We start from the raw sequence: 19,701 nt of genomic DNA, 5'->3' as shown, positions 1-19,701 counted from the left end.
TAGGCCCGGGGGCAGCGTCATGCAAGTCAGACAGCGCAAACAGCTGCTTAAAATGCGTCTTAGCCGGTGATTTTGTTACGGATCACCCCAACAATCGCCAGAACAACACCACCGCCTACGCCGCCACCGGCAACCTGAGTGATGATAGAGCCAATATCGAACGAGCCCATCGCCCCGGCCGCGCCTTCCATGCCACCAACGCCCAGCGCCGATAGAATCGTGCCACCAAGGCCACCGCCGACAATCCCGGCAATCGAGTTGATGAGCACGCCTTGGTTCAGGTTCTTCAACAAACCACCGGCAGCATTGCCACCAATCGCGCCTGAGATCAGACCAATAATCATTTCCATAAGTGTTCCCTCCACACCGTCCCGAATTGATCGGGGTTACGGCGCAGACCTTACAGATTGGGCGCTAACAGCGGTACGGGAAGAACACGGAGATGTTCCCCCTGCTACCCTTGCTTAAGCAAGCGCGCCTTTTGACGGCCCCAGTCACGCTTGGCATCGGTTTCGCGTTTATCGTGGTTTTTCTTACCCTTAGCGATGCCAATTTTGATCTTTACCATGCCCTTGTGGTTGAAATACATAACCAGCGGCACAAGGGTCATGCCCTTGCGCTGGGTGTCATTCCACAGGCGCGACATCTCTTTGCGCGACACCAATAGCTTGCGGCGCTTGCGCTCTTCGTGGCTAAACATTGCCCGGTCATAGGGTGCGATATAAGAGTTCACGAGCCACAGCTCACCCTCTTCGACGGCGGCATAGCTTTCGGCGATATTGGCCGAATTCACCCGCAGGGATTTCACCTCAGAGCCCGACAGGATGATGCCGCATTCAATGTCATCGGCAATCGCATAGTCATAACGCGCGCGCCGGTTTTCGGCGATCACTTTGTAATTCGGGTCTGATACGGGTTTCTTAGCCATAGCGCGTAGATAGTCATTGCACTAAGCCATGTCCATCCGTTGCCCGACCCAATGCCACATCGCGATGCCAAAACTGACTAGCGCAAAGCCATCTTTGGCCCGGCCCTCATTTCAAAGTGTTTTCAGGAGACGAATATGACCCGCGAAATCATTCCCGAAGGCTATGGATCAATCACACACTATTTTTACCGTGCCCGATGCCGACGCGTTCATCAAATTTGCTAAGACCGTTATTGGCGCCAAAGTCATCAAAGATGACCGGTTTGAAACCGGTCGCATCCAACACGCCCGCCTATGTATTGGCACCTCAATTGTCATGCTGAACGAAGCAAACGAGGCTTACCCGGCCAACACCTCACAAATGCATCTCTACGTGGAAGACGCCGACACCTGTTACAAAACCGCTCTGGCAGCAGGGGCAACATCCCTCATGGCCCCGAACACCCGGCCCCATGGCGATTGCATGGCCGGGATCAAGGACCCGAGCGGCAATGTTTGGTGGCTTGCTACGCCACAGACCGTCTAGGCGTAGACGGCGATATGTCTCGACAAATCACGTTTTGTCTTTGTTCTTGTCGCGCGCCGCCTTTTCTTCCTTGGTCAGGGTCTGCCCCCATGTTCCTTTGGACAAGCCCAGCTCAGGCTTGGGCGGTTTGGTTTTGCCTTTGGTGACCTTGCCGCCTTTTTTCAGAAATTCCTGAATAAGCGCATCATCGGTGGTGTCTTTGGGCACATGTTTCATGGCAATCATCCCTTTCGAGGCAGGCTACCCCCACCCTAGCCCGCCAAAATGAAATTACCACGACATTCATCGCCGCAGGTTACGACCCGCGGTAAGTCGAATAGCCATAGGCCGACAAAAGCAAGGGCACATGGTAATGGGCGTCTGCATCCGACATGCCAAAGCGGATTGGGATTTGATCAAGAAACAGCGGGTCATCCCCGTCCTGCCCGGTCGCGCGCAAGTAATCACCGACGAAAAAGATCAGCTCATACGTCCCAGTTTTGAAATCTTCGACCGGCAGAATCGGTGCATCGGTCCGGCCATCGTCGTTGGTCACCGTTTCGGCAATCTTGCGGTGCGCATTTCCCGAAACGCGATAAAGCGCGATCTTGACCCCAGCGGCGGGCACACCGCGTGCGGTGTCCAAAACATGCGTAGTTAGGTATCCATTGGCCATAACCTGCCCTCCTTTTCGACATTTACTGCCATTTCCGACCAAGTCTTGCGCAGTTTGCGTCTACAAGTCTTTTCGGAAAATCTTGAAAATCCTATCTGATTATTCGGATAGTCTATGGGATTAATACCCCTAGGGAGAGTAAAGTAAATATGAACCGCTATCCCCGCGATATGGTTGGCTACGGCCCCAATCGCCCCGATCCGCAATGGCCCGGCGGCGCTAAAATCGCTGTGCAATTTGTTTTGAACTATGAAGAAGGTGGTGAAAATTGCCTGCTGCATGGGGACGGCGGGTCCGAAGGGTTCTTGTCTGATATTCCCGGAGCCCAGCCTTGGGACAATCAGCGCCATTGGAACATGGAATCGATCTATGAATACGGCGCACGGGCGGGGTTTTGGCGATTGCATCGCCTGTTCACCGGGCGCGACATACCCGTTACGATCTACGGGGTGGCGACGGCCTTGGCGCGCTCCCCCGAACAAGTTGAGGCGATGAAAGCCGCCGATTGGGAGATCGCCAGCCACGGGTTGAAATGGGTCGAACATCGCGACATGCCCGAGGCCGATGAACGCGCCCAGATTGCCGAGGCAATCCGCCTGCACACCGAAGTTGTCGGGGAACCACCCCGTGGTTGGTATACCGGACGGTGCAGCATGAACACGGTCCGCTTGGTGGCGGAAACTGGTGCGATTGACTATATCTCAGACACTTACGATGACGACCTACCCTATTGGTCGCAAAATGGCGGGCGCAATCAGCTGATCATTCCCTACACGCTCGAAGCCAACGACATGCGGTTTTCCGGTGCGCCGGGTTGGGTCACGGGGGGCGACTTTGGCGACTACCTGATTGACGCCTTTGACACGCTTTATGCCGAAGGGGCCGAAGGTCAGCCGGCGATGATGTCGGTGGGTTTACATTGTCGCCTCATCGGGCGCCCCGGCAAAATCGCCGGCCTGAAAAAGTTCCTCGATCACATCGCAAAACATGACGGTGTCTGGATGCCACGCCGGATCGACATTGCCGACCACTGGGCCGCCACGCACCCGCCCAAACCCCATAACCGCCCATCGCAAATGGCGCGCGACGAATTCGTCACCCGCTTTGGCGGCGTGTTTGAACATTCTCCTTGGATCGCCGAAAGGGCCTGGGACCTTGAGCTTGGCCCGGCCCATGACCGCGCCGCCGGGGTCCACAACGCTTTGGCGCGCATTTTCCGAACCGCCAGCGAGGAACAACGCCTTGGCGTGTTGCGCGCCCACCCGGATTTGGCCGGAAAACTGGCGCAGGCCCAGCGCCTAACGGCCGAAAGCACATCGGAACAAGCCGGTGCTGGCCTTGATGCCTTGACCGATGCCGAGCGCGCCCGGTTTACGGAACTCAACACCGCCTATACCGAAAAACACGGCTTTCCGTTTATCATCGCGGTGCGCGATTACGACAAATCCGGCATTCTCGCCGCTTTTGAACGCCGCATCGCCAATCCATCACAAACTGAATTCAACGAGGCCTGCAAACAGGTCGAACGCATCGCGCGCCTGCGCCTTGAGGACATGATATGAGTTACGCGTTTCCGCCCGGCGGGCTTCCCGACCAATCGCAAAATCCCGAAGGCACCGCCGTTTTCACCGAGGCTTATGCCGTGATCCCGGCGATCACCATGCGCGATATCGTGACGTCCTTTTTGCCCGGCTGGCGCGACACCCGTGTTTGGATTATCGCACGCCCGTTGACCGGATTCGCCGAAACCTTTGCGCAATATGCGGTCGAAGTCGCCCCCGGCGGCGGGTCGGACAGCCCCGAACCCGATCAGCAAGCCCAAGGCATCTTGTTTGTCACCGATGGCACAATGGCGCTGACCATCGACGGCGCGTCCCATTCCCTATCGTCCGGCGGCTACGCTTATATCCCGGCGGGTAGCACATGGGCCCTCACCAACCCCGCCGACACAGCGCTTAAATTCCACTGGGTTCGCAAACAATGGGAACCGGCCCCCGGCATCGAAAAACCGACGGCTTTCGTCACATCTGATCAAGAAACACCCATCAACCTGATGGCCAATACCGACAAATGGGGCACCACCCGTTTTGTCGAACCTGATGATTTACGCCACGACTGCCACGTCAATATCGTCACCTTCCAACCCGGCGGGCTCATCCCCTTCGCCGAGACCCATGTCATGGAACATGGGCTGTATGTTCTCCAAGGCACCGCCCGCTATCTGCTTAACAAAGACTGGGTCGAGGTCGGGCCGGGTGACTTCATGTGGTTGCGTGCCTTTTGCCCACAGGCCTGCATCGCAACGGGAGACGAACCGTTCCGTTACCTTCTTTACAAAGACGTCAACCGCCACCCCGCCCTTCATCTCGCCAAATAAACGATGAGGAGCGCGAGAGGCTGACCCCTCGCCCGGATATAGGAAACATTATGCAAACGATCCAAGCCTTACCCTTAACGGCCGCCGCTTTCGCCCCGTTTGGCGACGTGCTTGATTGCACGGGTGCGCCGGATAAGTTGATAAATGCCGGGCTTTGCGGGCGCTTTCACGATCGGGCGACTCTGGATTTCGGGCCTGAGGGGCGCGCGGGGCTCAATATATTTAGCGCCGAACCGCGTAGCCTACCCTACACGCTCGATCTGCTTGAACATCATCCAGAGGGGTCGCAGGCGTTTATCCCGATGCATGAAAACCCTTGGCTGATCATCACCGCCGACGCCGGTGACACACCCGGCCAAATCCACGCCTTTCTCGCCGCACCCGGTCAGGCGATCAACTTTCACCGGGGCACATGGCATGGGGTTTTGACCCCGCTGCACGCTCCCGGACTTTTTGCCGTCCTCGATCGGATCGGCACCACCGCAAATCTAGTCGAGCACAGGATGGAGGAGCCTGTGCTCATCACCGGCCCATAGGGCCACCCCATGGTGGACGGCTCCAACAGAAAGGCCGCCACCCCAACCGAGAGGACAAGAAATGACAATCGGAAATGCGCTAGGGACGCCAGAACAGCTGGCCGATCCCGACTTCACCCCGCCATTGGCCAAGGCCGTGCCACTGGGCATTCAACATGTGCTGGCGATGTTTGTCTCAAACGTCACCCCCGCCATCATCATCGCCGGGGCCGCGGGCTTTGGCTTTGGCTCAGATCAAGGCGCTCAGGGCTTTCCTGACATGACCTATATGATTCAGATGTCGATGCTATTTGCGGGCATCGCGACCTTGTTTCAAACCATCGGAATGGGTCCTGTTGGCGCTCGTTTACCCATCGTCCAAGGCACCTCGTTTGCCTTCCTGCCTGTGATGATCCCCGCCGTGGCGGGCCAAGGCACCGGGGCCATGGGGGCCTTGATGACCGGCATCGTGATCGGTGGCATCTTCCACTTCCTCCTTGGCACCGTCATTGGCAAAATCCGCTTTGCCTTGCCGCCACTTGTCACCGGTTTGATCGTGTTGATGATCGGCTTGGCCTTGGTCAAAGTCGGCATTCAGTATTCTGCTGGAGGTGTGCCTCTCAAAGGCAAACCCGAATACGGCACGCTCGCCATGTGGTTCCCGGCCATCGTGGTGATTGTCGTCACACTGGCGCTGAAATTTTTTACCAAAGGCATGCTCTCTGTTGCCGCGGTTCTGGTCGGCATCATCGTTGGCTATGTTGTGGCACTGGCCATGGGTCAGGTGAATTTCGGCAATGTTGGCAAAGCCGCGCTCTTTGCCCTTCCCGAACCGTTTAAATGGGGTTGGGAGATCAACTGGGCCATCATGATCGGCATGTGCTTTATGGCGGTGATCTCGGCCATCGAAACCGTGGGGGACACATCCGGCATCACCAAAGGCGGCGCAGGTCGCGAAGCCACCGACAAGGAAATCACCGGGGCCACCTTTGCGGACGGTCTTGGCACGACCATCGCCGGTCTGTTTGGGGGGCTGCCCAACACGTCCTTTAGCCAGAACGTCGGCCTGATCTCCATGACCGGCATCATGAGCCGCCATGTGGTCACAATCGGCGCGATCTTCTTGATCCTTGCGGGTTGTGTGCCGATGATAGGCGCGATCATCCGCACCGTCCCGATCAATGTTCTTGGCGGTGGTGTGATTGTCATGTTCGGCATGGTCGCGGCGGCAGGTATCAACATGCTGTCTGACGTGACCTGGGATCGTCGCAACATGGTGATCTTCGCGGTGTCCTTGGCGGTTGGCCTTGGTCTGCAACTGGAACCCGATGCATTGCAGCACTTGCCTGCAACAGCAAAAATCCTGATGACCTCCGGCCTGCTTCCTGCTGCGGCGCTGTCGATCATCCTGAACTTGGTTTTGCCCGAAAACTTGGACTGACCGAACACAAAGAAGGGCCCCAATATCTGGGGCCCTTCACGCAGGGGCGGGACAGGCCCCCATCCCTCGCTCATGCGAGAGACTGCTCGTTTTGGACGTTACCGACGACCGGAGACGCGGAAACCGTGATTGCGCAGGCAGCGTACGCTATAACCTTTGCGCTTGTTGCCACGCTGCCAGAACGATGTTTTGCAGGCTTTGGGCAACCGCTTGAACCCACGATAATTATGCTTGAGGCAATTGCGCGTCGCGACCCGGCGGCGGTCTGACTTTTTGCCGTGGGTTGAGCGGATACAATGTTTGGGAATCGGCGGCTTTTTGGTTTTGTACCCACCATGGCCACCATGACCGCGCCCGTTATCGCGCCCGTGGCCAATGATGACCTTGCCGCCATTGTTGCGTTCGGCTTCGCGGATCAATTCGTTGAGCAAATAAAAGGTCGTCGCGCCAATCACCACTTTCTTAAAGGCATCATTGTTGTTGCGCGCTTGGGCGGGGGCGGTGGCAAGTGCCGTGATCAGGGCAGCGGCGGTCAAAACACCGGTAATGAACTTGGCAGACATCTTGTTCTCCTCTCGGGTCAAATCCTTGCGCTGCAGATCAGCGCCGATGGATCAACCCTGCCCTCCCCCTGCAAAATCGGGCAATAACAGCGCTTGGTTATCAAATATCCGCCCTGAAAAAGCTCATCGTTGCTGCGTGTTATTGAATTTCATCGCCGCTCGGCGCAGGTTGGGGACATGAGACATTTCATAGCCCCCCTTCTGATCGCGCTCGCCCTGCCCACCGGGGCGATGGCCGATTGCTTTGTCGAATACAAAGCCAAAATGGATAATCCCCTCCGCCTGCACTACGGCATCCTGTCACTTCAGGGGTCTTGCCCAAGCGCGGGACAAGCCGCAGGATTGGCAAGCCGGCGGGTGTCTGCCGGCGGTTGGACCTTGCTGAATGTTGTGGGTCTGTCACAAAACCCGCCTTCGGGCGCGAAAAAGGCAAATGCTGGTGAGTACTACCTCCGTTACTGACAGCCTGCGCGCAGGCAACCGGATCGTCACTATTGGGATCGCCGTGATAGTGGCGATCCTTGTGTTGTCTGGTGTGATGCTTTTGCTGACCTTGCCCGACGCAAACGCGTTTAATGCGCGGGTCGAAAAGATCTTTGTCGAAAACGACAACCTGACCGCCCAACCGGTGGTCAAATTGTTAGAGATTCTGGCGCAAAGCGGCACCGCCTTCGGCGACACGTTGACAAGTTACCGCATGGTGATCTTTGTTTTGCTGATTTTTGCCGCAGCGATGTTGGTGGCCGCCATGGTGTTCCTTGTGATGCTGGTTGCGTTGAACCGGCGCATGGCCACGATTGAGCGATCGGGCATCGAAGTCAGTTCCTTGGTGATCTCGCGGGCAGAGAACAAAGTGTACCTCAATACGATGGGGTTCAAATTGACCGACGCGATGATGGAAACCATGGCGGTTTTGGCCGAGGCGAGAATGGATGATGACATCATGACCGGGGCCCAGATCGAAGCGGTGATTTCGGGGCGAAATGAAACCGATTGTGAAGAGGCCGCAGGGGCAACACGCATCAAGCGGTTGCGCGATGGGTTGGGCAATCAGTTGGTCTCAGAACTTCTGGTCAAGAACATTGCGCGGCGTGGCTATGTTCTTTCAATCGACAAAAGCGTGATTGAAGTATCGTGATGGATTTCGCAGCGCCTTAGCGCTGCGACCGGCGGGGGCGTTGCGCCAGACCCTCAGAGTTTATTTGGCAAGATGAAGGGCAGAGGCGGTTGGTGACCGAATGGCTTCCCCTGTGACGAACCGGAGAACCTGCGCGAATCCCCTTGCTAAAATCGCATTGCTCCCCTATATCCCCCTCAACAGCGGAGTGCTGGGGTCCAAACCCAGTCACCCACCGGACAATACGCACGGGCCGCTGGCCCGTTTTTTTATGCCCGCAGGAAACATGCCTGCATCCAATGCCTGAAAGGCAGAACACATGAGTGATCTAATCGCCAAATCCGCCATGGATCGGCGTCTGGCTGACATTATCGCCCCGGTGATCGAGGATTTGGGGTTCGAGCTGGTGCGCGTTCGTCTAATGGGCGGCAACACCAAGACCCTACAGATCATGGCCGAACGCCCCGAGGGTGGCATCGAGGTCGACGAATGCGCCAAGATTTCCAACGAAATCAGCGCCATTCTGGATGTCGAAGACCCAGTAGTTGAGGCCTATAATCTTGAGGTCTCCAGCCCCGGTATCGACCGTCCTTTGACCCGTCTCAAGGACTTTGCCAATTTCGAAGGCTATGAAGCCAAGCTAGAGACCAGCGATCTTATCGACGGGCGCAAGCGGTTTCGCGGTGTTTTGGCCGGTGTTGAAGAACAAGACGTTTTGATCAATCTGGATCAGGACGGAGAAACCATCACAGTTGGTCTGAACTATGACTGGCTGTCCGAAGCCAAGCTTGTCATGACCGACGAGCTGGTTACAGAAATGCTGCGGGCGCGCAAAGCGCAGGCCGTGGATGAAACCAAGTTTGACGAGATCGAGGCCGACGACGGCCCTCAGGAGGACTGAACATGGCAATCACCTCTGCCAACCAGCTTGAGCTGTTGCAAACCGCCGAGGCCGTGGCCCGCGAAAAGATGATCGACCCCGGTCTGGTTGTCGAAGCGATGGAAGAATCGCTCGCACGGGCAGCCAAGTCACGCTACGGCGCGGAGATGGACATTCGCGTGTCGATCGACCGCAAGACCGGCAAGGCAACCTTTACCCGTGTTCGCACCGTGGTTGAGGACGAAGAGCTTGAGAATTATCAAGCCGAAATGACCGTTGAGACAGCCAAGCAATATATGGCCGATCCGCAGATTGGTCAGACCTTTGTCGAAGAGGTCCCCCCGGTTGAGCTTGGTCGGATTGCCGCCCAAAGCGCCAAGCAGGTTATCCTTCAGAAAGTCCGCGAAGCCGAGCGTGACCGTCAATATGACGAATTCAAAGATCGCAACGGCACCATCATCAACGGATCGGTCAAGCGCGAAGAATATGGCAATGTCATCGTTGACGTCGGTCGGGGCGAAGCCATCCTGCGCCGCAACGAAAAAATCGGCCGCGAATCTTACCGCCCCGGTGACCGCATTCGCTGCTACATCAAAGATGTCCGTCGCGAGACCCGTGGCCCACAGATTTTCCTAAGCCGGACCGCGCCAGAGTTCATGGCCGAGCTGTTCAAGATGGAAGTGCCAGAAATCTATGACGGCATCATCGAAATCAAAGCCGTAGCCCGTGACCCGGGTTCGCGCGCCAAGATCGCCGTGATTTCCTATGACGGCGGCATCGACCCTGTTGGGGCCTGTGTTGGTATGCGCGGATCGCGCGTTCAAGCGGTTGTAAACGAGCTTCAGGGCGAAAAGATCGACATCATTCCATGGAACGAAGATGTTCCGACCTTCCTTGTGAACGCATTGCAACCCGCAGAAGTGTCCAAGGTTGTTCTGGATGAAGAGGCCGAGCGCATCGAAGTTGTCGTTCCGGACGAACAGCTGTCTTTGGCGATTGGTCGTCGTGGTCAAAACGTGCGCCTTGCGTCACAACTGACCGCGCTCGATATCGACATCATGACCGAGGAAGAAGAATCCAAGCGTCGTCAGGCCGAATTCGAAGTGCGTACCAAGCTGTTCATGGAAACGCTGGACGTCGACGAATTCTTTGCGCAGTTGCTGGTTTCCGAAGGATTCACCAACCTCGAAGAAGTTGCGTATGTTGAGCAAGACGAGCTCTTGGTCATTGACGGTGTCGACGAAAGCACCGCCAACGAGCTTCAGACCCGAGCCCGTGAGTTCCTAGAGGAACAAGCCCGCAAGGCTCTGGCCCGTGCTCATGAGCTGGGTGTGCAGGAGAACCTGATCGGGTTCGAAGGCATGACACCTCAGATGATCGAGGCCCTTGCCGAAGACGGTGTTTTGTCGCTCGAAGACTTTGCGACCTGCGCCGACTGGGAACTGGCCGGTGGCTGGACCACGGTTGATGGTCAGCGTGTCAAAGACGACGGTCTGCTCGAGAAATTCGACGTCTCGTTGGAAGATGCGCAAGGCATGGTTATGACGGCGCGCATCCTTTTGGGCTGGGTTGATCCTGCCGACTTGGAAACCGACGCCGAAGAGGTCGAAGGTGAAGACGGCGACGCGACAGGCGAAGAGGTCTGAATCGGATGTCCAGAGGTGGCCACAACAAAAACCGTGAAGACGGGCCAGAGCGCAAGTGCATCGCCACAGGCGAAACACAGCCGAAATGCGGCCTAATTCGCTTTGTTTTGGGTCCCGATGGGCGGATTGTGCCCGATCTTGCTGGAAAACTGCCCGGTCGGGGCGTATATGTAAGTTCTGACCGCACGGCGCTGGAAATGGCCTTGAAAAAAGGTTTGTTCCAGCGGTCACTGAAACAGCCGGTTCAGGTTCCCGAAGGGATGCTGGACCTGCTTGAGCAGATGTTGTCGCGGCGGGTGATCGATTTGATCAGCCTTGCCCGGAAATCTGGTGACGCGGTAGCAGGCTATGAGAAGGTTAAGGATTGGCTGGGTAAAGAAGAGGCCAGCGTGCTGATCCAGGCGAATGACGGCTCTGAGCGTGGCAAGTCCAAGCTTAGCACACCTTATGGTGGAACCTATATCGGGTGGCTGTCTGCAGATGAGTTGGGAATGGCGTTTGGACGTCAATCTGTGATACATGCGGCGCTTGGCACTGGCGGTCTGGCCTCACGTGTTGTAGAGGAAGCCCAAAGATTGAAGGGTATGCGTGCTCAGGCGTCCAAATCTGGGACGAAAAGCACGGATCGCGGCGGCAGCGGCCGCCGGAAAGGATAAGAAGCTTCATGAGCGATAACGACGGCAAAAAGACATTGGGTTTGCGTGGTGGGGCCCGTGCGGGCAACGTGAAGCAGAGCTTCAGCCATGGGCGCACCAAGAACGTCGTGGTGGAAACCAAACGCAAACGCGTTGTGGTGCCCAAGCCGGGTGCCGGCGGCGGAAGAGGGCCGGGCGTAGGTCCGTCTGGAGCGGGCGGTAAGCGCCCCGCAGGCATCACGGATGCGGAAATGGACCGTCGTCTCAAGGCGTTACAGGCTGCTAAAGCCCGCGAAGCCGAAGAGACAGCCAAACGCGCGGCCGAGGAAAAAGCCCGCGAAGAAGAGCGGAACCGTATGCGTGCGGAAAAAGAAGCTAAGGCAAAAGAAGCTGCCATAGCGGAAGAACGCGCACGCCAAAAAGCCGAGGACGAAAAGCGTAAAGCCGAAGAAGCGGCTGAGGCGGCCAAACGTGCTGCTGCGGCCCCTGCGCCGACGCCTGCTCGTGGCGGAGACGATGCTCCGAATCGCAACAAGCCAAAAGAGGCGACGCCCCGTCGCGATGATCGCGGCAATGACCGCAATGATCGCAACGCCCGGAACACGCGCGGCCGTGACGACAACCGTCGTTCAGGCAAGCTGACGCTGAATCAGGCGCTGGGTGGTGGCGGCAACCGTCATAAATCCATGGCCGCGATGAAGCGTAAGCAAGAGCGTGCGCGTCAAAAGGCGATGGGCGGACAACAGCAGCGTGAAAAGGTTGTTCGTGACGTTCAGTTGCCAGAGGCCATCACAGTTGCTGAACTGGCCAACCGGATGACCGAAAAAGTCGGCGACGTGATCAAGGCGCTGATGAATAGCGGCATCATGGCCACGCAGAACCAGTCGATCGATGCGGACACCGCGGAATTGATCATCGAAGAGTTCGGCCACAAGATCACCCGCGTTTCTGATGCGGACGTCGAAGACGTGATCCAAACTGTTGAAGACAAGGACGAGGATCTGAAATCTCGCCCACCCGTCATCACCATCATGGGCCACGTTGACCACGGTAAAACATCGCTTCTGGACGCCATCCGCGATGCCAAGGTTACTGCGGGCGAAGCCGGTGGGATCACCCAGCACATCGGGGCCTATCAGGTTACAACCGATAATGGGTCTGTGTTGAGCTTCCTCGATACTCCGGGCCACGCGGCCTTTACTTCGATGCGCTCTCGCGGTGCTCAGGTCACGGATATCGTGGTTCTGGTTGTTGCGGCGGACGATGCGGTGATGCCGCAGACCGTCGAAGCGATCAACCACGCCAAAGCGGCCGGTGTTCCGATGATCGTGGCGATCAACAAGATCGACCGCCCGGCAGCGAACCCAACCAAGGTGCGCACAGACCTTCTGCAACACGAAGTTGTCGTGGAACAGATGTCCGGTGACGTTCAGGACGTTGAAGTATCGGCCATTACCGGTCAGGGCCTCAATGAATTGCTCGACGCCATCGCGCTTCAGGCAGAGATTCTTGAGCTGAAAGCCAATCCAGATCGCAACGCCGAAGGCGCGGTGATTGAGGCCAAGCTTGATGTGGGTCGCGGCCCGGTTGCCACAGTTCTGGTTCAGACAGGTACGCTGAAATTGGGCGATATCTTTGTTGTGGGTGAGCAATACGGTAAGGTCCGTGCGCTGATCAACGACAAAGGCGAGCGCATCAAAGAAGCTGGCCCGTCCGTGCCTTGTGAGGTTCTTGGCCTCAACGGCACCCCCGAAGCAGGTGACGTTTTGAACGTGGTTGAAACCGATGCACAGGCGCGTGAAATCGCCGAGTATCGTGCCAACCTTGCCAAGGAAAAGCGCGCCGCAGCTGGTGCCGCAACCACCTTGGAACAGCTGATGCAGAAGGCCAAAGAAGACGAAGATGTTTCCGAACTTCCCGTTTTGGTCAAAGCAGACGTTCAAGGCTCTTCGGAAGCCATCGTTCAGGCGCTGGAAAAAGTCGGCAACGGCGAAGTCCGCGTTCGTGTCCTGCACTCGGGCGTTGGCGCGATCACCGAATCCGATGTCAGCCTTGCCGAAGCCTCCGGATGTCCGGTCATTGGCTTTAACGTTCGTGCAAACGCATCGGCGCGTAACTCGGCCAACCAAAAAGGCGTGGAAATCCGTTATTACAGCGTGATCTACGACCTAGTGGATGATGTCAAAGCGGCGGCCTCTGGCCTGCTCTCCAAAGAGATCCGCGAAAACTTCATTGGCTACGCGACCATCAAGGACGTGTTCAAGGTTACCGGCGTTGGCAAGGTTGCAGGTTGTATCGTCACCGAAGGCGTTGCACGTCGTTCGGCCGGTGTGCGTCTGCTACGCGACAACGTTGTGATCCACGAAGGCACGCTGAAAACACTCAAGCGCTTCAAAGACGAAGTGGCCGAGGTTCAGTCGGGTCAGGAATGTGGTATGGCGTTCGAGAACTACGATGATATCCGCGCCGATGACGTGATCGAAATCTTCGAACGTGAAGAGATCACACGCACGCTGGACTAATCCTAGCACTTTATGACAATTAAAAAGCCCGCCGAATTTCGGCGGGCTTTTTGGTATCCAAAACCTCTATCAAGCGGCTTTTGCTATCGGTTTGACCGGATGCCCCGAATAAAGGCGCCCCCCAACCCGAACACAAATACGCCCATCAGATAGGGTCCTCTCGAAATGTCCCTGAACCGAGACACAACTTCCAAGAATGATCGTTCTAAGCACGGCAATTCTCCCCAAAGAAACCAGTGGAAGAATGGTTAGGTAAGAATGGTTAACAATTCCTTCCACTACCGGTCGGTTGGTTAAGAAAAACGGTCCAACAAGATTGGTACGCAATCTGTTGGGGCCTCTGGACCCGACTTATAGCCAATCCCGAAGGATCGGGATCAAAGGGACGTCTGCCGGCGGCATTGGGTAGTCACGCAACTCACCTGCTCGTACCCATTTCAAGGTCTGGCCTTCCTGCGCCCGAGGGATACCCTCCCATTTGCGACAGGCAAAAAGCGGCATCAGCAAATGGAACTCATCATAACTATGTGAGGCAAAGGTCAGTGGGGCCAAACAGCTTTGCCAAGTATCAATCCCTAGCTCTTCTTGCAACTCGCGTATCAAGGCAACTTCGGGCGTCTCACCTTGCTCGACTTTGCCCCCCGGAAACTCCCACAACCCAGCCATGGATTTGCCCTCGGGGCGTTGGGCGAGCAAAACACGACCATCGCGATCAATAAGGGCAACAGCAGAGACCAGCAGGGTTTTCATTGGCGTTCCAATCATATTTTCAGCGTCAGGGACGAGGGGCCAGCCCCTCGCGCTCCCCGGAGTTTATTGAGCAAGATGAAAGGCGGATCAGGACCGGTAATCGGCGTTGATCGTGATGTATTGATGGGTCAAATCACACGTCCAAACAGTGGATTTGCCGTTGCCCAAGCCAATATCGACTCTGATGTCGATCTCTTGTTCTTTCATCAGAGCTGCGCCGTCTTCTTCGCGATACGTCTCTGCGACCCACCCGTTTTCGGCAACCAGAACATCGCCAAATTTGATCGAAAGAAGGTCACGATCAGCCGCGGCACCGGATTTTCCGATCGCCATAACGATACGGCCCCAGTTCGGATCCTCACCAGCGACAGCCGTTTTGACCAGCGGCGAATTCGCAATGGACAGCGCATGCGTCCGGGCGTCGGTGTCAGTTGCGGCGCCGGTCACCGATACGGTGACAAATTTTGTTGCACCTTCCCCGTCGCGCACAACTTGATGAGCTAGGTCGAGAAACACCTCTTGAAGGGCTGCGCCAAATGCTGGGTTGCCGGTGACATCTACATCAGATGCGCCGGTCGCCGCCATCAATAAAGTGTCCGACGTCGAGGTATCACTATCGACCGTTATACAGTTGAAGGTGCGATTGTTGACCGCGCTGACCAAGTTTTGCAGGTCAGACCGGGCGATTTTTGCATCGGTAAAGATATAGACCAACATAGTTGCCATATCTGGCGCTATCATCCCCGATCCTTTGGCAAAACCGGCGATGCGTACGGGCTTTCCATTGATAACAACCTCGGTCGACGCCCCCTTGGGGAATGTATCCGTCGTCATGATTGCAGCGGCGGCATCCTTGGCCGCCGTATCCGATAGGCCCGCAACCAGATCACCCAATTTGGCAGTGATCCGATCATGCGGCAAGCGTTCACCAATTACGCCCGTTGACGAGGTGAACACGCGGGTTTCTGGCAGGCCGGTTGCCTGAGCAACAGCCGCGCACATCGCGGCAACCGATCCGTCACCAGCTTTGCCAGTAAAGGCATTGGAGTTGCCCGAATTCACAAGAAACGCCGCACCTTCGTCGCTATCAAGTTGAATTTTTGACTGACAGTCCAAGACATTGGACGACCGTGTGGCCGAACGGGTAAACACCCCGGCCACCACCGCGCCAGGATCAAGCTGAGCCAACATGACATCGGTTCGACCCTGATATTTGATCCCTGCGGCAACGGCGGCAAATCGCACGCCTTGAATGACGGGAAGATCAGGGAATGCCGGAGGGGCGAGTGGTGATCGGGGCAGTGACATTTAGTTCTCCAACAAATCAATTTTGGAAAGGATCGAGGTGTCGACCTCATCTCTTTTGGTCCGGGTCACATTGGCAGCGCCAACCAGGTCGTCGATTTTCTTCGAGACCACTTGCTGGCGTATCTGGGCCTCAAGCGCGGAGCGAACCGAGTCCAGAGCAGGTGCCTCTTTGATACGGGTTTCATTGAGCTTGATCACATGCCAACCAAACTGAGTTTTGATCGGACCTGCAACGGCACCGGGCTCAAGCTTTTCAACCGCGTCTTGGAAGGGCGCGACCATCATGCCCTTGCTGAACCACCCCAAGGACCCGCCATTTGGCCCCGATGGGCCGGTGGATTTCTCTTGGGCCAAGCTGGCAAAATCTGCACCTGAGCTCAACTCACCGACCAAGGCTTGGGCCTCTTCTTCGGTGTTCACCAAAATGTGAGACGCGTTGTATTCCATGCCCTGATCGGAGCTCATGTATTCGGCTTCATAAGCGGCTTTCAGCGCCTCTTCGGTGACGGCATTATCGGCCAGGGTCGCAATCACAACCGACGCCAACTGAGTACGGCGTTCGTTATCTAGCGCGATGCGAACACGGGGCGTTTCAACCGCCAGTGCGTCCGTAGATAGAACCTGTTGTTGGATCAACTGGTCGAGAATACCATCCCAGAGCACTTCGTTGCCAAGTTGTTGATACTGCTCCGGCAACAACGCGCGCACCATCAACATATGACCCAATGTGATTTCGACTCCGTCAACGGTCGCCACAACACTCTCCACGCCCAGCTCTTCGGCCTGTGCAGGAATGGCAAAGCTGAGTGCGAGCGCCGCTGCACCCAGAAAATTGCGGGATTTTAACATCGTTTTGGTCCTTCCAGACGGGCCGCGACCTCCGCGGCGTTGACACTCTATGGCCCGGCCCTTACATGCCGATAGGGCTTTGTTTGGGCCGGTCGTTTCCTTCCGTCATATGGGCTGTATGCGCGCCGGGCAAGCAGATGCCTCTAGACGTTAGATGAAACAGGTAGATTGAGCATGTTTGGAAAACTCGCGCGGAAGGTGTTCGGCACCCCGAATGACCGCAAGATCAAGGCCACCCGTCCGCTGGTGGAAAAGATCAACGCGCTGGAGGCCGAGTTTGAAAAACTCGACGATGCTGGCCTGATCACTAAAACTGAAGAGTATAAAAAGCGAATCGCCGATGGCGCAAAGCTTGATGATATGCTCCCAGAGGCTTTTGCAAACTGCCGCGAGGCCGCGAAACGCGCCTTGGGCCTGCGCGCCTTTGATGTCCAGCTGATGGGCGGGATATTCCTGCACCAGGGCAACATTTCGGAAATGAAAACCGGTGAGGGAAAGACCCTCATGGCGACCTTTGCCGCCTACCTGAACGCGCTAACCGGGCGCGGCGTGCATGTTGTGACGGTGAACGATTACCTTGCAAAACGCGATGCCGAGTGGATGAGCAAGGTTTACGGTGCCCTTGGGATGACCACTGGCGTTGTCTATCCCCGTCAGCCCGACGAGGAAAAGCAAGCCGCCTACGCGTCCGATATCACCTATGCCACCAACAACGAGCTGGGTTTTGACTATCTGCGCGACAATATGAAATCTGAGCTCAACCAGATGAGCCAGCGCGACCATTATTTCGCCATCGTCGATGAGGTCGATTCGATCTTGGTCGACGAAGCCCGAACACCTTTGATCATTTCGGGCCCTGCCGAGGACCGTTCCGAGCTTTATGTCCAAATCGACAAGCTGATCCCCGATCTGCAAGAAGACCACTACGCGGTTGATGAGAAAACCAAGAACGTCACATTCACCGACGACGGCAACGATTTCCTTGAGCAACATCTTCAGGCGCGTGGTTTGTTGCCGGAAGATCAGTCGCTTTATGATCCGGAATCGACAACCATTGTTCATCATGTAAACCAAGGCCTGCGCGCCCATGTTTTGTTTACAAAGGACAAGGATTACATCGTTCGCGACGGCGAGGTTGTTTTAATCGACGAATTCACCGGACGTATGATGGCTGGGCGTCGGTTGTCCGAAGGGTTGCATCAGGCGATTGAAGCCAAGGAAGGCTGTAAAATTCAGCCAGAGAACGTCACCTTGGCCTCGGTAACCTTCCAGAACTATTTCCGTCTTTATGACAAATTGGGCGGCATGACCGGTACGGCGGCGACAGAAGCCGAAGAATTTGCCGAAATCTATGGGCTAGGCGTTGTCGAAGTTCCGACCAACCGCCCCATCGCTCGAATTGATGATGACGACAAAGTGTACCGCACCGCGCGCGAAAAATTTGAGGCGATTGTCGAAGAGGTCAAGCTTTCTCACGAGAAAGGTCAGCCGGTCTTGGTTGGCACAACCTCGATCGAAAAGTCCGAGATGCTAAGCCAAATGTTGACGGCTGCTGAGTTGCCGCACAACGTTCTGAACGCCCGTCAGCACGAACAAGAAGCCCAAATCGTTGCCGATGCCGGTAAACTTGCGGCCGTGACCATCGCCACAAACATGGCTGGCCGCGGGACCGACATCAAACTGGGCGGCAATGTCGAGTTCAAGATCATGGAGGCCATCGCCGCCGATCCTGAAGGTGACCCAGAGGCGATCCGTCTGCGGATCGAAGAAGAGCACACCACCGACGAAGCCGCCGTCAAAGAGGCCGGTGGCCTTTATGTGTTGGCGACGGAACGCCACGAAAGCCGTCGGATCGACAACCAGCTGCGCGGCCGTTCCGGCCGTCAGGGTGACCCGGGCCGCTCGTCCTTTTTCCTAAGCCTCGAAGATGACCTGATGCGGATCTTTGGATCGGAACGGCTTGATAAAGTGCTGTCCAGCCTTGGTATGAAAGAAGGCGAAGCGATCATTCACCCCTGGGTGAACAAATCGCTGGAGCGCGCCCAAGCCAAAGTCGAAGGCCGCAACTTTGACATTCGTAAGCAGCTTTTGAAATTCGATGACGTGATGAACGATCAACGTAAGGTGATCTTCTCGCAGCGTCGTGAAATCATGGAAGCCGAGGACCTGTCGGAAATCGTACAGGACATGCGTCACGAAGTGATCGACGAGTTGGTCGACATCTATGCGCCTGACAAAACCTATGCCGAACAATGGAACATGCAGGGCCTATATGCTGCGTCTATTGAAAAACTGGGGCTTGATCTGCCGCTCATCGGCTGGGCCGATGAAGATGGCGTTGATCAGGACGTGATCCGCGAACGTCTTGAAGAAGCCAGCGACACGTTGATGGCCGAAAAAGCCGAGGCCTTTGGCGCGGACACCATGCGCCAGATCGAAAAACAGTTCCTGTTGCAAACCATCGACGGCAAGTGGCGTGAACACCTGTTGACGCTCGAACATCTGCGTTCGGTTGTTGGGTTCCGGGGCTATGCCCAGCGGGATCCGTTGAACGAATACAAAACCGAGGCGTTCCAGCTGTTTGAAAACTTGCTCGAATCTCTGCGTGAAACCGTCACCACCCAATTGGCTCAGGTTCGTCCGATGACGGAAGATGAGCAAAAGGCGATGATGGCAGAGATGATGCAGCAGCAAATGGCGCAACAACAAGCCGTTCAGCAGGCCGCAGATGCGTCATCAGCACCAGCACAACCAGCCGATGCACCAGAGCCGCTCATCGCCGGTTTTGATGAAAATGATCAATCGACCTGGGGTAACCCAGGCCGCAATGATCCTTGCCCATGTGGCTCTGGCAAGAAATTCAAACACTGCCACGGCAGCCTCGCCTAAACACCTAACGGCGGAGTCAGCGGTCAGATTTACCGCGCAGAAATGCCCAAATGACTCCGCCCCCCTGCCCCAGACCTGCCACGTTTGGCTGCCAATCTGC

At 56.4% G+C, this 19,701-nt stretch carries 20 protein-coding genes; 12 read left to right on the top strand and 8 right to left on the bottom strand.

Annotation, left to right across the window (positions count from 1 at the left end; translation table 11 throughout):
• Positions 1-59: 59 nt before the first annotated feature.
• Positions 60-350, bottom strand: coding sequence for a hypothetical protein (locus tag AC5EFR_RS02130; RefSeq protein ID WP_493574323.1), 291 nt, complete (start codon positions 348-350; stop codon positions 60-62).
• Between the two features lie 104 nt (positions 351-454).
• The gene (gene smpB / locus AC5EFR_RS02125; RefSeq protein WP_493574322.1) at positions 455-928 is read right to left on the bottom strand and encodes an SsrA-binding protein SmpB; all 474 of its coding nucleotides are present in this window, start codon (positions 926-928) and stop codon (positions 455-457) included.
• A 163-nt stretch (positions 929-1,091) separates the two neighbouring features.
• Here smpB and AC5EFR_RS02120 point away from each other — a divergent pair, with 163 nt between their 5' ends.
• Positions 1,092-1,454 (top strand): VOC family protein, encoded by a 363-nt coding sequence (locus AC5EFR_RS02120; protein ID WP_493574321.1) that lies wholly within the window; start codon positions 1,092-1,094, stop codon positions 1,452-1,454.
• A 27-nt stretch (positions 1,455-1,481) separates the two neighbouring features.
• On the opposite strand, the gene AC5EFR_RS02115 is transcribed toward AC5EFR_RS02120, so the two are convergent.
• The gene (locus tag AC5EFR_RS02115) at positions 1,482-1,670 is read right to left on the bottom strand and encodes a hypothetical protein (RefSeq protein WP_299923059.1); all 189 of its coding nucleotides are present in this window, start codon (positions 1,668-1,670) and stop codon (positions 1,482-1,484) included.
• A 79-nt stretch (positions 1,671-1,749) separates the two neighbouring features.
• Positions 1,750-2,109 (bottom strand): hydroxyisourate hydrolase, encoded by a 360-nt coding sequence (gene uraH, locus AC5EFR_RS02110; RefSeq protein WP_493574320.1) that lies wholly within the window; start codon positions 2,107-2,109, stop codon positions 1,750-1,752.
• Between the two features lie 149 nt (positions 2,110-2,258).
• On the opposite strand from uraH, the gene puuE reads away from it, so the two are divergent.
• From puuE to AC5EFR_RS02090, 4 genes are all read left to right on the top strand, one after another.
• The gene (puuE, locus tag AC5EFR_RS02105; RefSeq protein ID WP_493574319.1) at positions 2,259-3,671 is read left to right on the top strand and encodes an allantoinase PuuE; all 1,413 of its coding nucleotides are present in this window, start codon (positions 2,259-2,261) and stop codon (positions 3,669-3,671) included.
• A complete protein-coding gene (locus AC5EFR_RS02100; RefSeq protein WP_493574318.1) occupies positions 3,668-4,486 on the top strand; it encodes a bifunctional allantoicase/(S)-ureidoglycine aminohydrolase in 819 nt (272 codons plus the stop codon). Before puuE ends, AC5EFR_RS02100 begins: the two co-directional genes overlap by 4 nt.
• A gap of 50 nt (positions 4,487-4,536) precedes the next feature.
• A complete protein-coding gene (locus AC5EFR_RS02095) occupies positions 4,537-5,022 on the top strand; it encodes an ureidoglycolate lyase (RefSeq protein WP_493574317.1) in 486 nt (161 codons plus the stop codon).
• A 61-nt stretch (positions 5,023-5,083) separates the two neighbouring features.
• Positions 5,084-6,442 (top strand): uracil-xanthine permease family protein, encoded by a 1,359-nt coding sequence (locus AC5EFR_RS02090; protein WP_493574316.1) that lies wholly within the window; start codon positions 5,084-5,086, stop codon positions 6,440-6,442.
• A 98-nt stretch (positions 6,443-6,540) separates the two neighbouring features.
• On the opposite strand, the gene AC5EFR_RS02085 is transcribed toward AC5EFR_RS02090, so the two are convergent.
• A complete protein-coding gene (locus AC5EFR_RS02085; protein WP_493574315.1) occupies positions 6,541-7,005 on the bottom strand; it encodes a hypothetical protein in 465 nt (154 codons plus the stop codon).
• 177 nt (positions 7,006-7,182) lie between these two features.
• Between AC5EFR_RS02085 and AC5EFR_RS02080 the strand changes: the two genes are divergently transcribed.
• From AC5EFR_RS02080 to infB, 6 genes are all read left to right on the top strand, one after another.
• Positions 7,183-7,467, top strand: a complete 285-nt coding sequence (locus tag AC5EFR_RS02080; RefSeq protein WP_493574314.1) for a hypothetical protein — start codon at positions 7,183-7,185, stop codon at positions 7,465-7,467.
• A complete protein-coding gene (locus AC5EFR_RS02075) occupies positions 7,439-8,143 on the top strand; it encodes a hypothetical protein (protein ID WP_493574313.1) in 705 nt (234 codons plus the stop codon). Before AC5EFR_RS02080 ends, AC5EFR_RS02075 begins: the two co-directional genes overlap by 29 nt.
• A 298-nt stretch (positions 8,144-8,441) precedes the next feature.
• Positions 8,442-9,023: a ribosome maturation factor RimP gene (gene rimP / locus AC5EFR_RS02070; protein WP_493574312.1), complete on the top strand. Its 582-nt coding sequence runs from the start codon at positions 8,442-8,444 to the stop codon at positions 9,021-9,023.
• A gap of 2 nt (positions 9,024-9,025) precedes the next feature.
• Positions 9,026-10,648: a transcription termination factor NusA gene (nusA, locus tag AC5EFR_RS02065; RefSeq protein WP_493574311.1), complete on the top strand. Its 1,623-nt coding sequence runs from the start codon at positions 9,026-9,028 to the stop codon at positions 10,646-10,648.
• A 5-nt stretch (positions 10,649-10,653) separates the two neighbouring features.
• Positions 10,654-11,304 (top strand): RNA-binding protein, encoded by a 651-nt coding sequence (locus AC5EFR_RS02060; RefSeq protein WP_493574310.1) that lies wholly within the window; start codon positions 10,654-10,656, stop codon positions 11,302-11,304.
• Positions 11,305-11,312: 8 nt separating this feature from the next.
• Positions 11,313-13,805, top strand: coding sequence for a translation initiation factor IF-2 (infB, locus tag AC5EFR_RS02055; RefSeq protein WP_493574309.1), 2,493 nt, complete (start codon positions 11,313-11,315; stop codon positions 13,803-13,805).
• A 351-nt stretch (positions 13,806-14,156) separates the two neighbouring features.
• On the opposite strand, the gene mutT is transcribed toward infB, so the two are convergent.
• The 3 genes from mutT to AC5EFR_RS02040 form a co-directional block, all read right to left on the bottom strand.
• On the bottom strand, positions 14,157-14,555 hold the full coding sequence (gene mutT, locus AC5EFR_RS02050; protein WP_493574380.1) for an 8-oxo-dGTP diphosphatase MutT: 399 nt from the start codon (positions 14,553-14,555) through the stop codon (positions 14,157-14,159).
• An 87-nt stretch (positions 14,556-14,642) separates the two neighbouring features.
• Positions 14,643-15,863: a bifunctional glutamate N-acetyltransferase/amino-acid acetyltransferase ArgJ gene (gene argJ, locus AC5EFR_RS02045; protein ID WP_493574308.1), complete on the bottom strand. Its 1,221-nt coding sequence runs from the start codon at positions 15,861-15,863 to the stop codon at positions 14,643-14,645.
• On the bottom strand, positions 15,864-16,712 hold the full coding sequence (locus tag AC5EFR_RS02040) for a peptidylprolyl isomerase (RefSeq protein WP_493574307.1): 849 nt from the start codon (positions 16,710-16,712) through the stop codon (positions 15,864-15,866). It lies immediately after the preceding gene.
• A gap of 174 nt (positions 16,713-16,886) precedes the next feature.
• On the opposite strand from AC5EFR_RS02040, the gene secA reads away from it, so the two are divergent.
• Positions 16,887-19,601 carry a preprotein translocase subunit SecA gene (gene secA, locus AC5EFR_RS02035; protein WP_493574306.1) on the top strand — a complete coding sequence of 905 codons (2,715 nt, stop codon included), beginning with the start codon at positions 16,887-16,889 and terminating at the stop codon, positions 19,599-19,601.
• Positions 19,602-19,701: the final 100 nt, after the last annotated feature.

The organism is Pelagimonas sp. (assembly GCF_058892305.1).
Note: the sequence above shows the minus strand (reverse complement) of the source record. Positions and strands in the feature narration are given on the sequence as shown.

Excerpts from the sequence above, each read along its gene's own strand:
- AC5EFR_RS02130 (WP_493574323.1), bottom strand. The coding sequence starts at position 350 with ATGGAAATGATTATTGGTCTGATCTCAGGCGCGATTGGTGGCAATGCT.
- smpB (WP_493574322.1), bottom strand. The coding sequence starts at position 928 with ATGGCTAAGAAACCCGTATCAGACCCGAATTACAAAGTGATCGCCGAA.
- AC5EFR_RS02120 (WP_493574321.1), top strand. The coding sequence starts at position 1,092 with ATGGATCAATCACACACTATTTTTACCGTGCCCGATGCCGACGCGTTC.
- AC5EFR_RS02115 (WP_299923059.1), bottom strand. The coding sequence starts at position 1,670 with ATGAAACATGTGCCCAAAGACACCACCGATGATGCGCTTATTCAGGAA.
- uraH (WP_493574320.1), bottom strand. The coding sequence starts at position 2,109 with ATGGCCAATGGATACCTAACTACGCATGTTTTGGACACCGCACGCGGT.
- puuE (WP_493574319.1), top strand. The coding sequence starts at position 2,259 with ATGAACCGCTATCCCCGCGATATGGTTGGCTACGGCCCCAATCGCCCC.
- AC5EFR_RS02100 (WP_493574318.1), top strand. The coding sequence starts at position 3,668 with ATGAGTTACGCGTTTCCGCCCGGCGGGCTTCCCGACCAATCGCAAAAT.
- AC5EFR_RS02095 (WP_493574317.1), top strand. The coding sequence starts at position 4,537 with ATGCAAACGATCCAAGCCTTACCCTTAACGGCCGCCGCTTTCGCCCCG.
- AC5EFR_RS02090 (WP_493574316.1), top strand. The coding sequence starts at position 5,084 with ATGACAATCGGAAATGCGCTAGGGACGCCAGAACAGCTGGCCGATCCC.
- AC5EFR_RS02085 (WP_493574315.1), bottom strand. The coding sequence starts at position 7,005 with ATGTCTGCCAAGTTCATTACCGGTGTTTTGACCGCCGCTGCCCTGATC.
- AC5EFR_RS02080 (WP_493574314.1), top strand. The coding sequence starts at position 7,183 with ATGAGACATTTCATAGCCCCCCTTCTGATCGCGCTCGCCCTGCCCACC.
- AC5EFR_RS02075 (WP_493574313.1), top strand. The coding sequence starts at position 7,439 with ATGCTGGTGAGTACTACCTCCGTTACTGACAGCCTGCGCGCAGGCAAC.
- rimP (WP_493574312.1), top strand. The coding sequence starts at position 8,442 with ATGAGTGATCTAATCGCCAAATCCGCCATGGATCGGCGTCTGGCTGAC.
- nusA (WP_493574311.1), top strand. The coding sequence starts at position 9,026 with ATGGCAATCACCTCTGCCAACCAGCTTGAGCTGTTGCAAACCGCCGAG.
- AC5EFR_RS02060 (WP_493574310.1), top strand. The coding sequence starts at position 10,654 with ATGTCCAGAGGTGGCCACAACAAAAACCGTGAAGACGGGCCAGAGCGC.
- infB (WP_493574309.1), top strand. The coding sequence starts at position 11,313 with ATGAGCGATAACGACGGCAAAAAGACATTGGGTTTGCGTGGTGGGGCC.
- mutT (WP_493574380.1), bottom strand. The coding sequence starts at position 14,555 with ATGAAAACCCTGCTGGTCTCTGCTGTTGCCCTTATTGATCGCGATGGT.
- argJ (WP_493574308.1), bottom strand. The coding sequence starts at position 15,863 with ATGTCACTGCCCCGATCACCACTCGCCCCTCCGGCATTCCCTGATCTT.
- AC5EFR_RS02040 (WP_493574307.1), bottom strand. The coding sequence starts at position 16,712 with ATGTTAAAATCCCGCAATTTTCTGGGTGCAGCGGCGCTCGCACTCAGC.
- secA (WP_493574306.1), top strand. The coding sequence starts at position 16,887 with ATGTTTGGAAAACTCGCGCGGAAGGTGTTCGGCACCCCGAATGACCGC.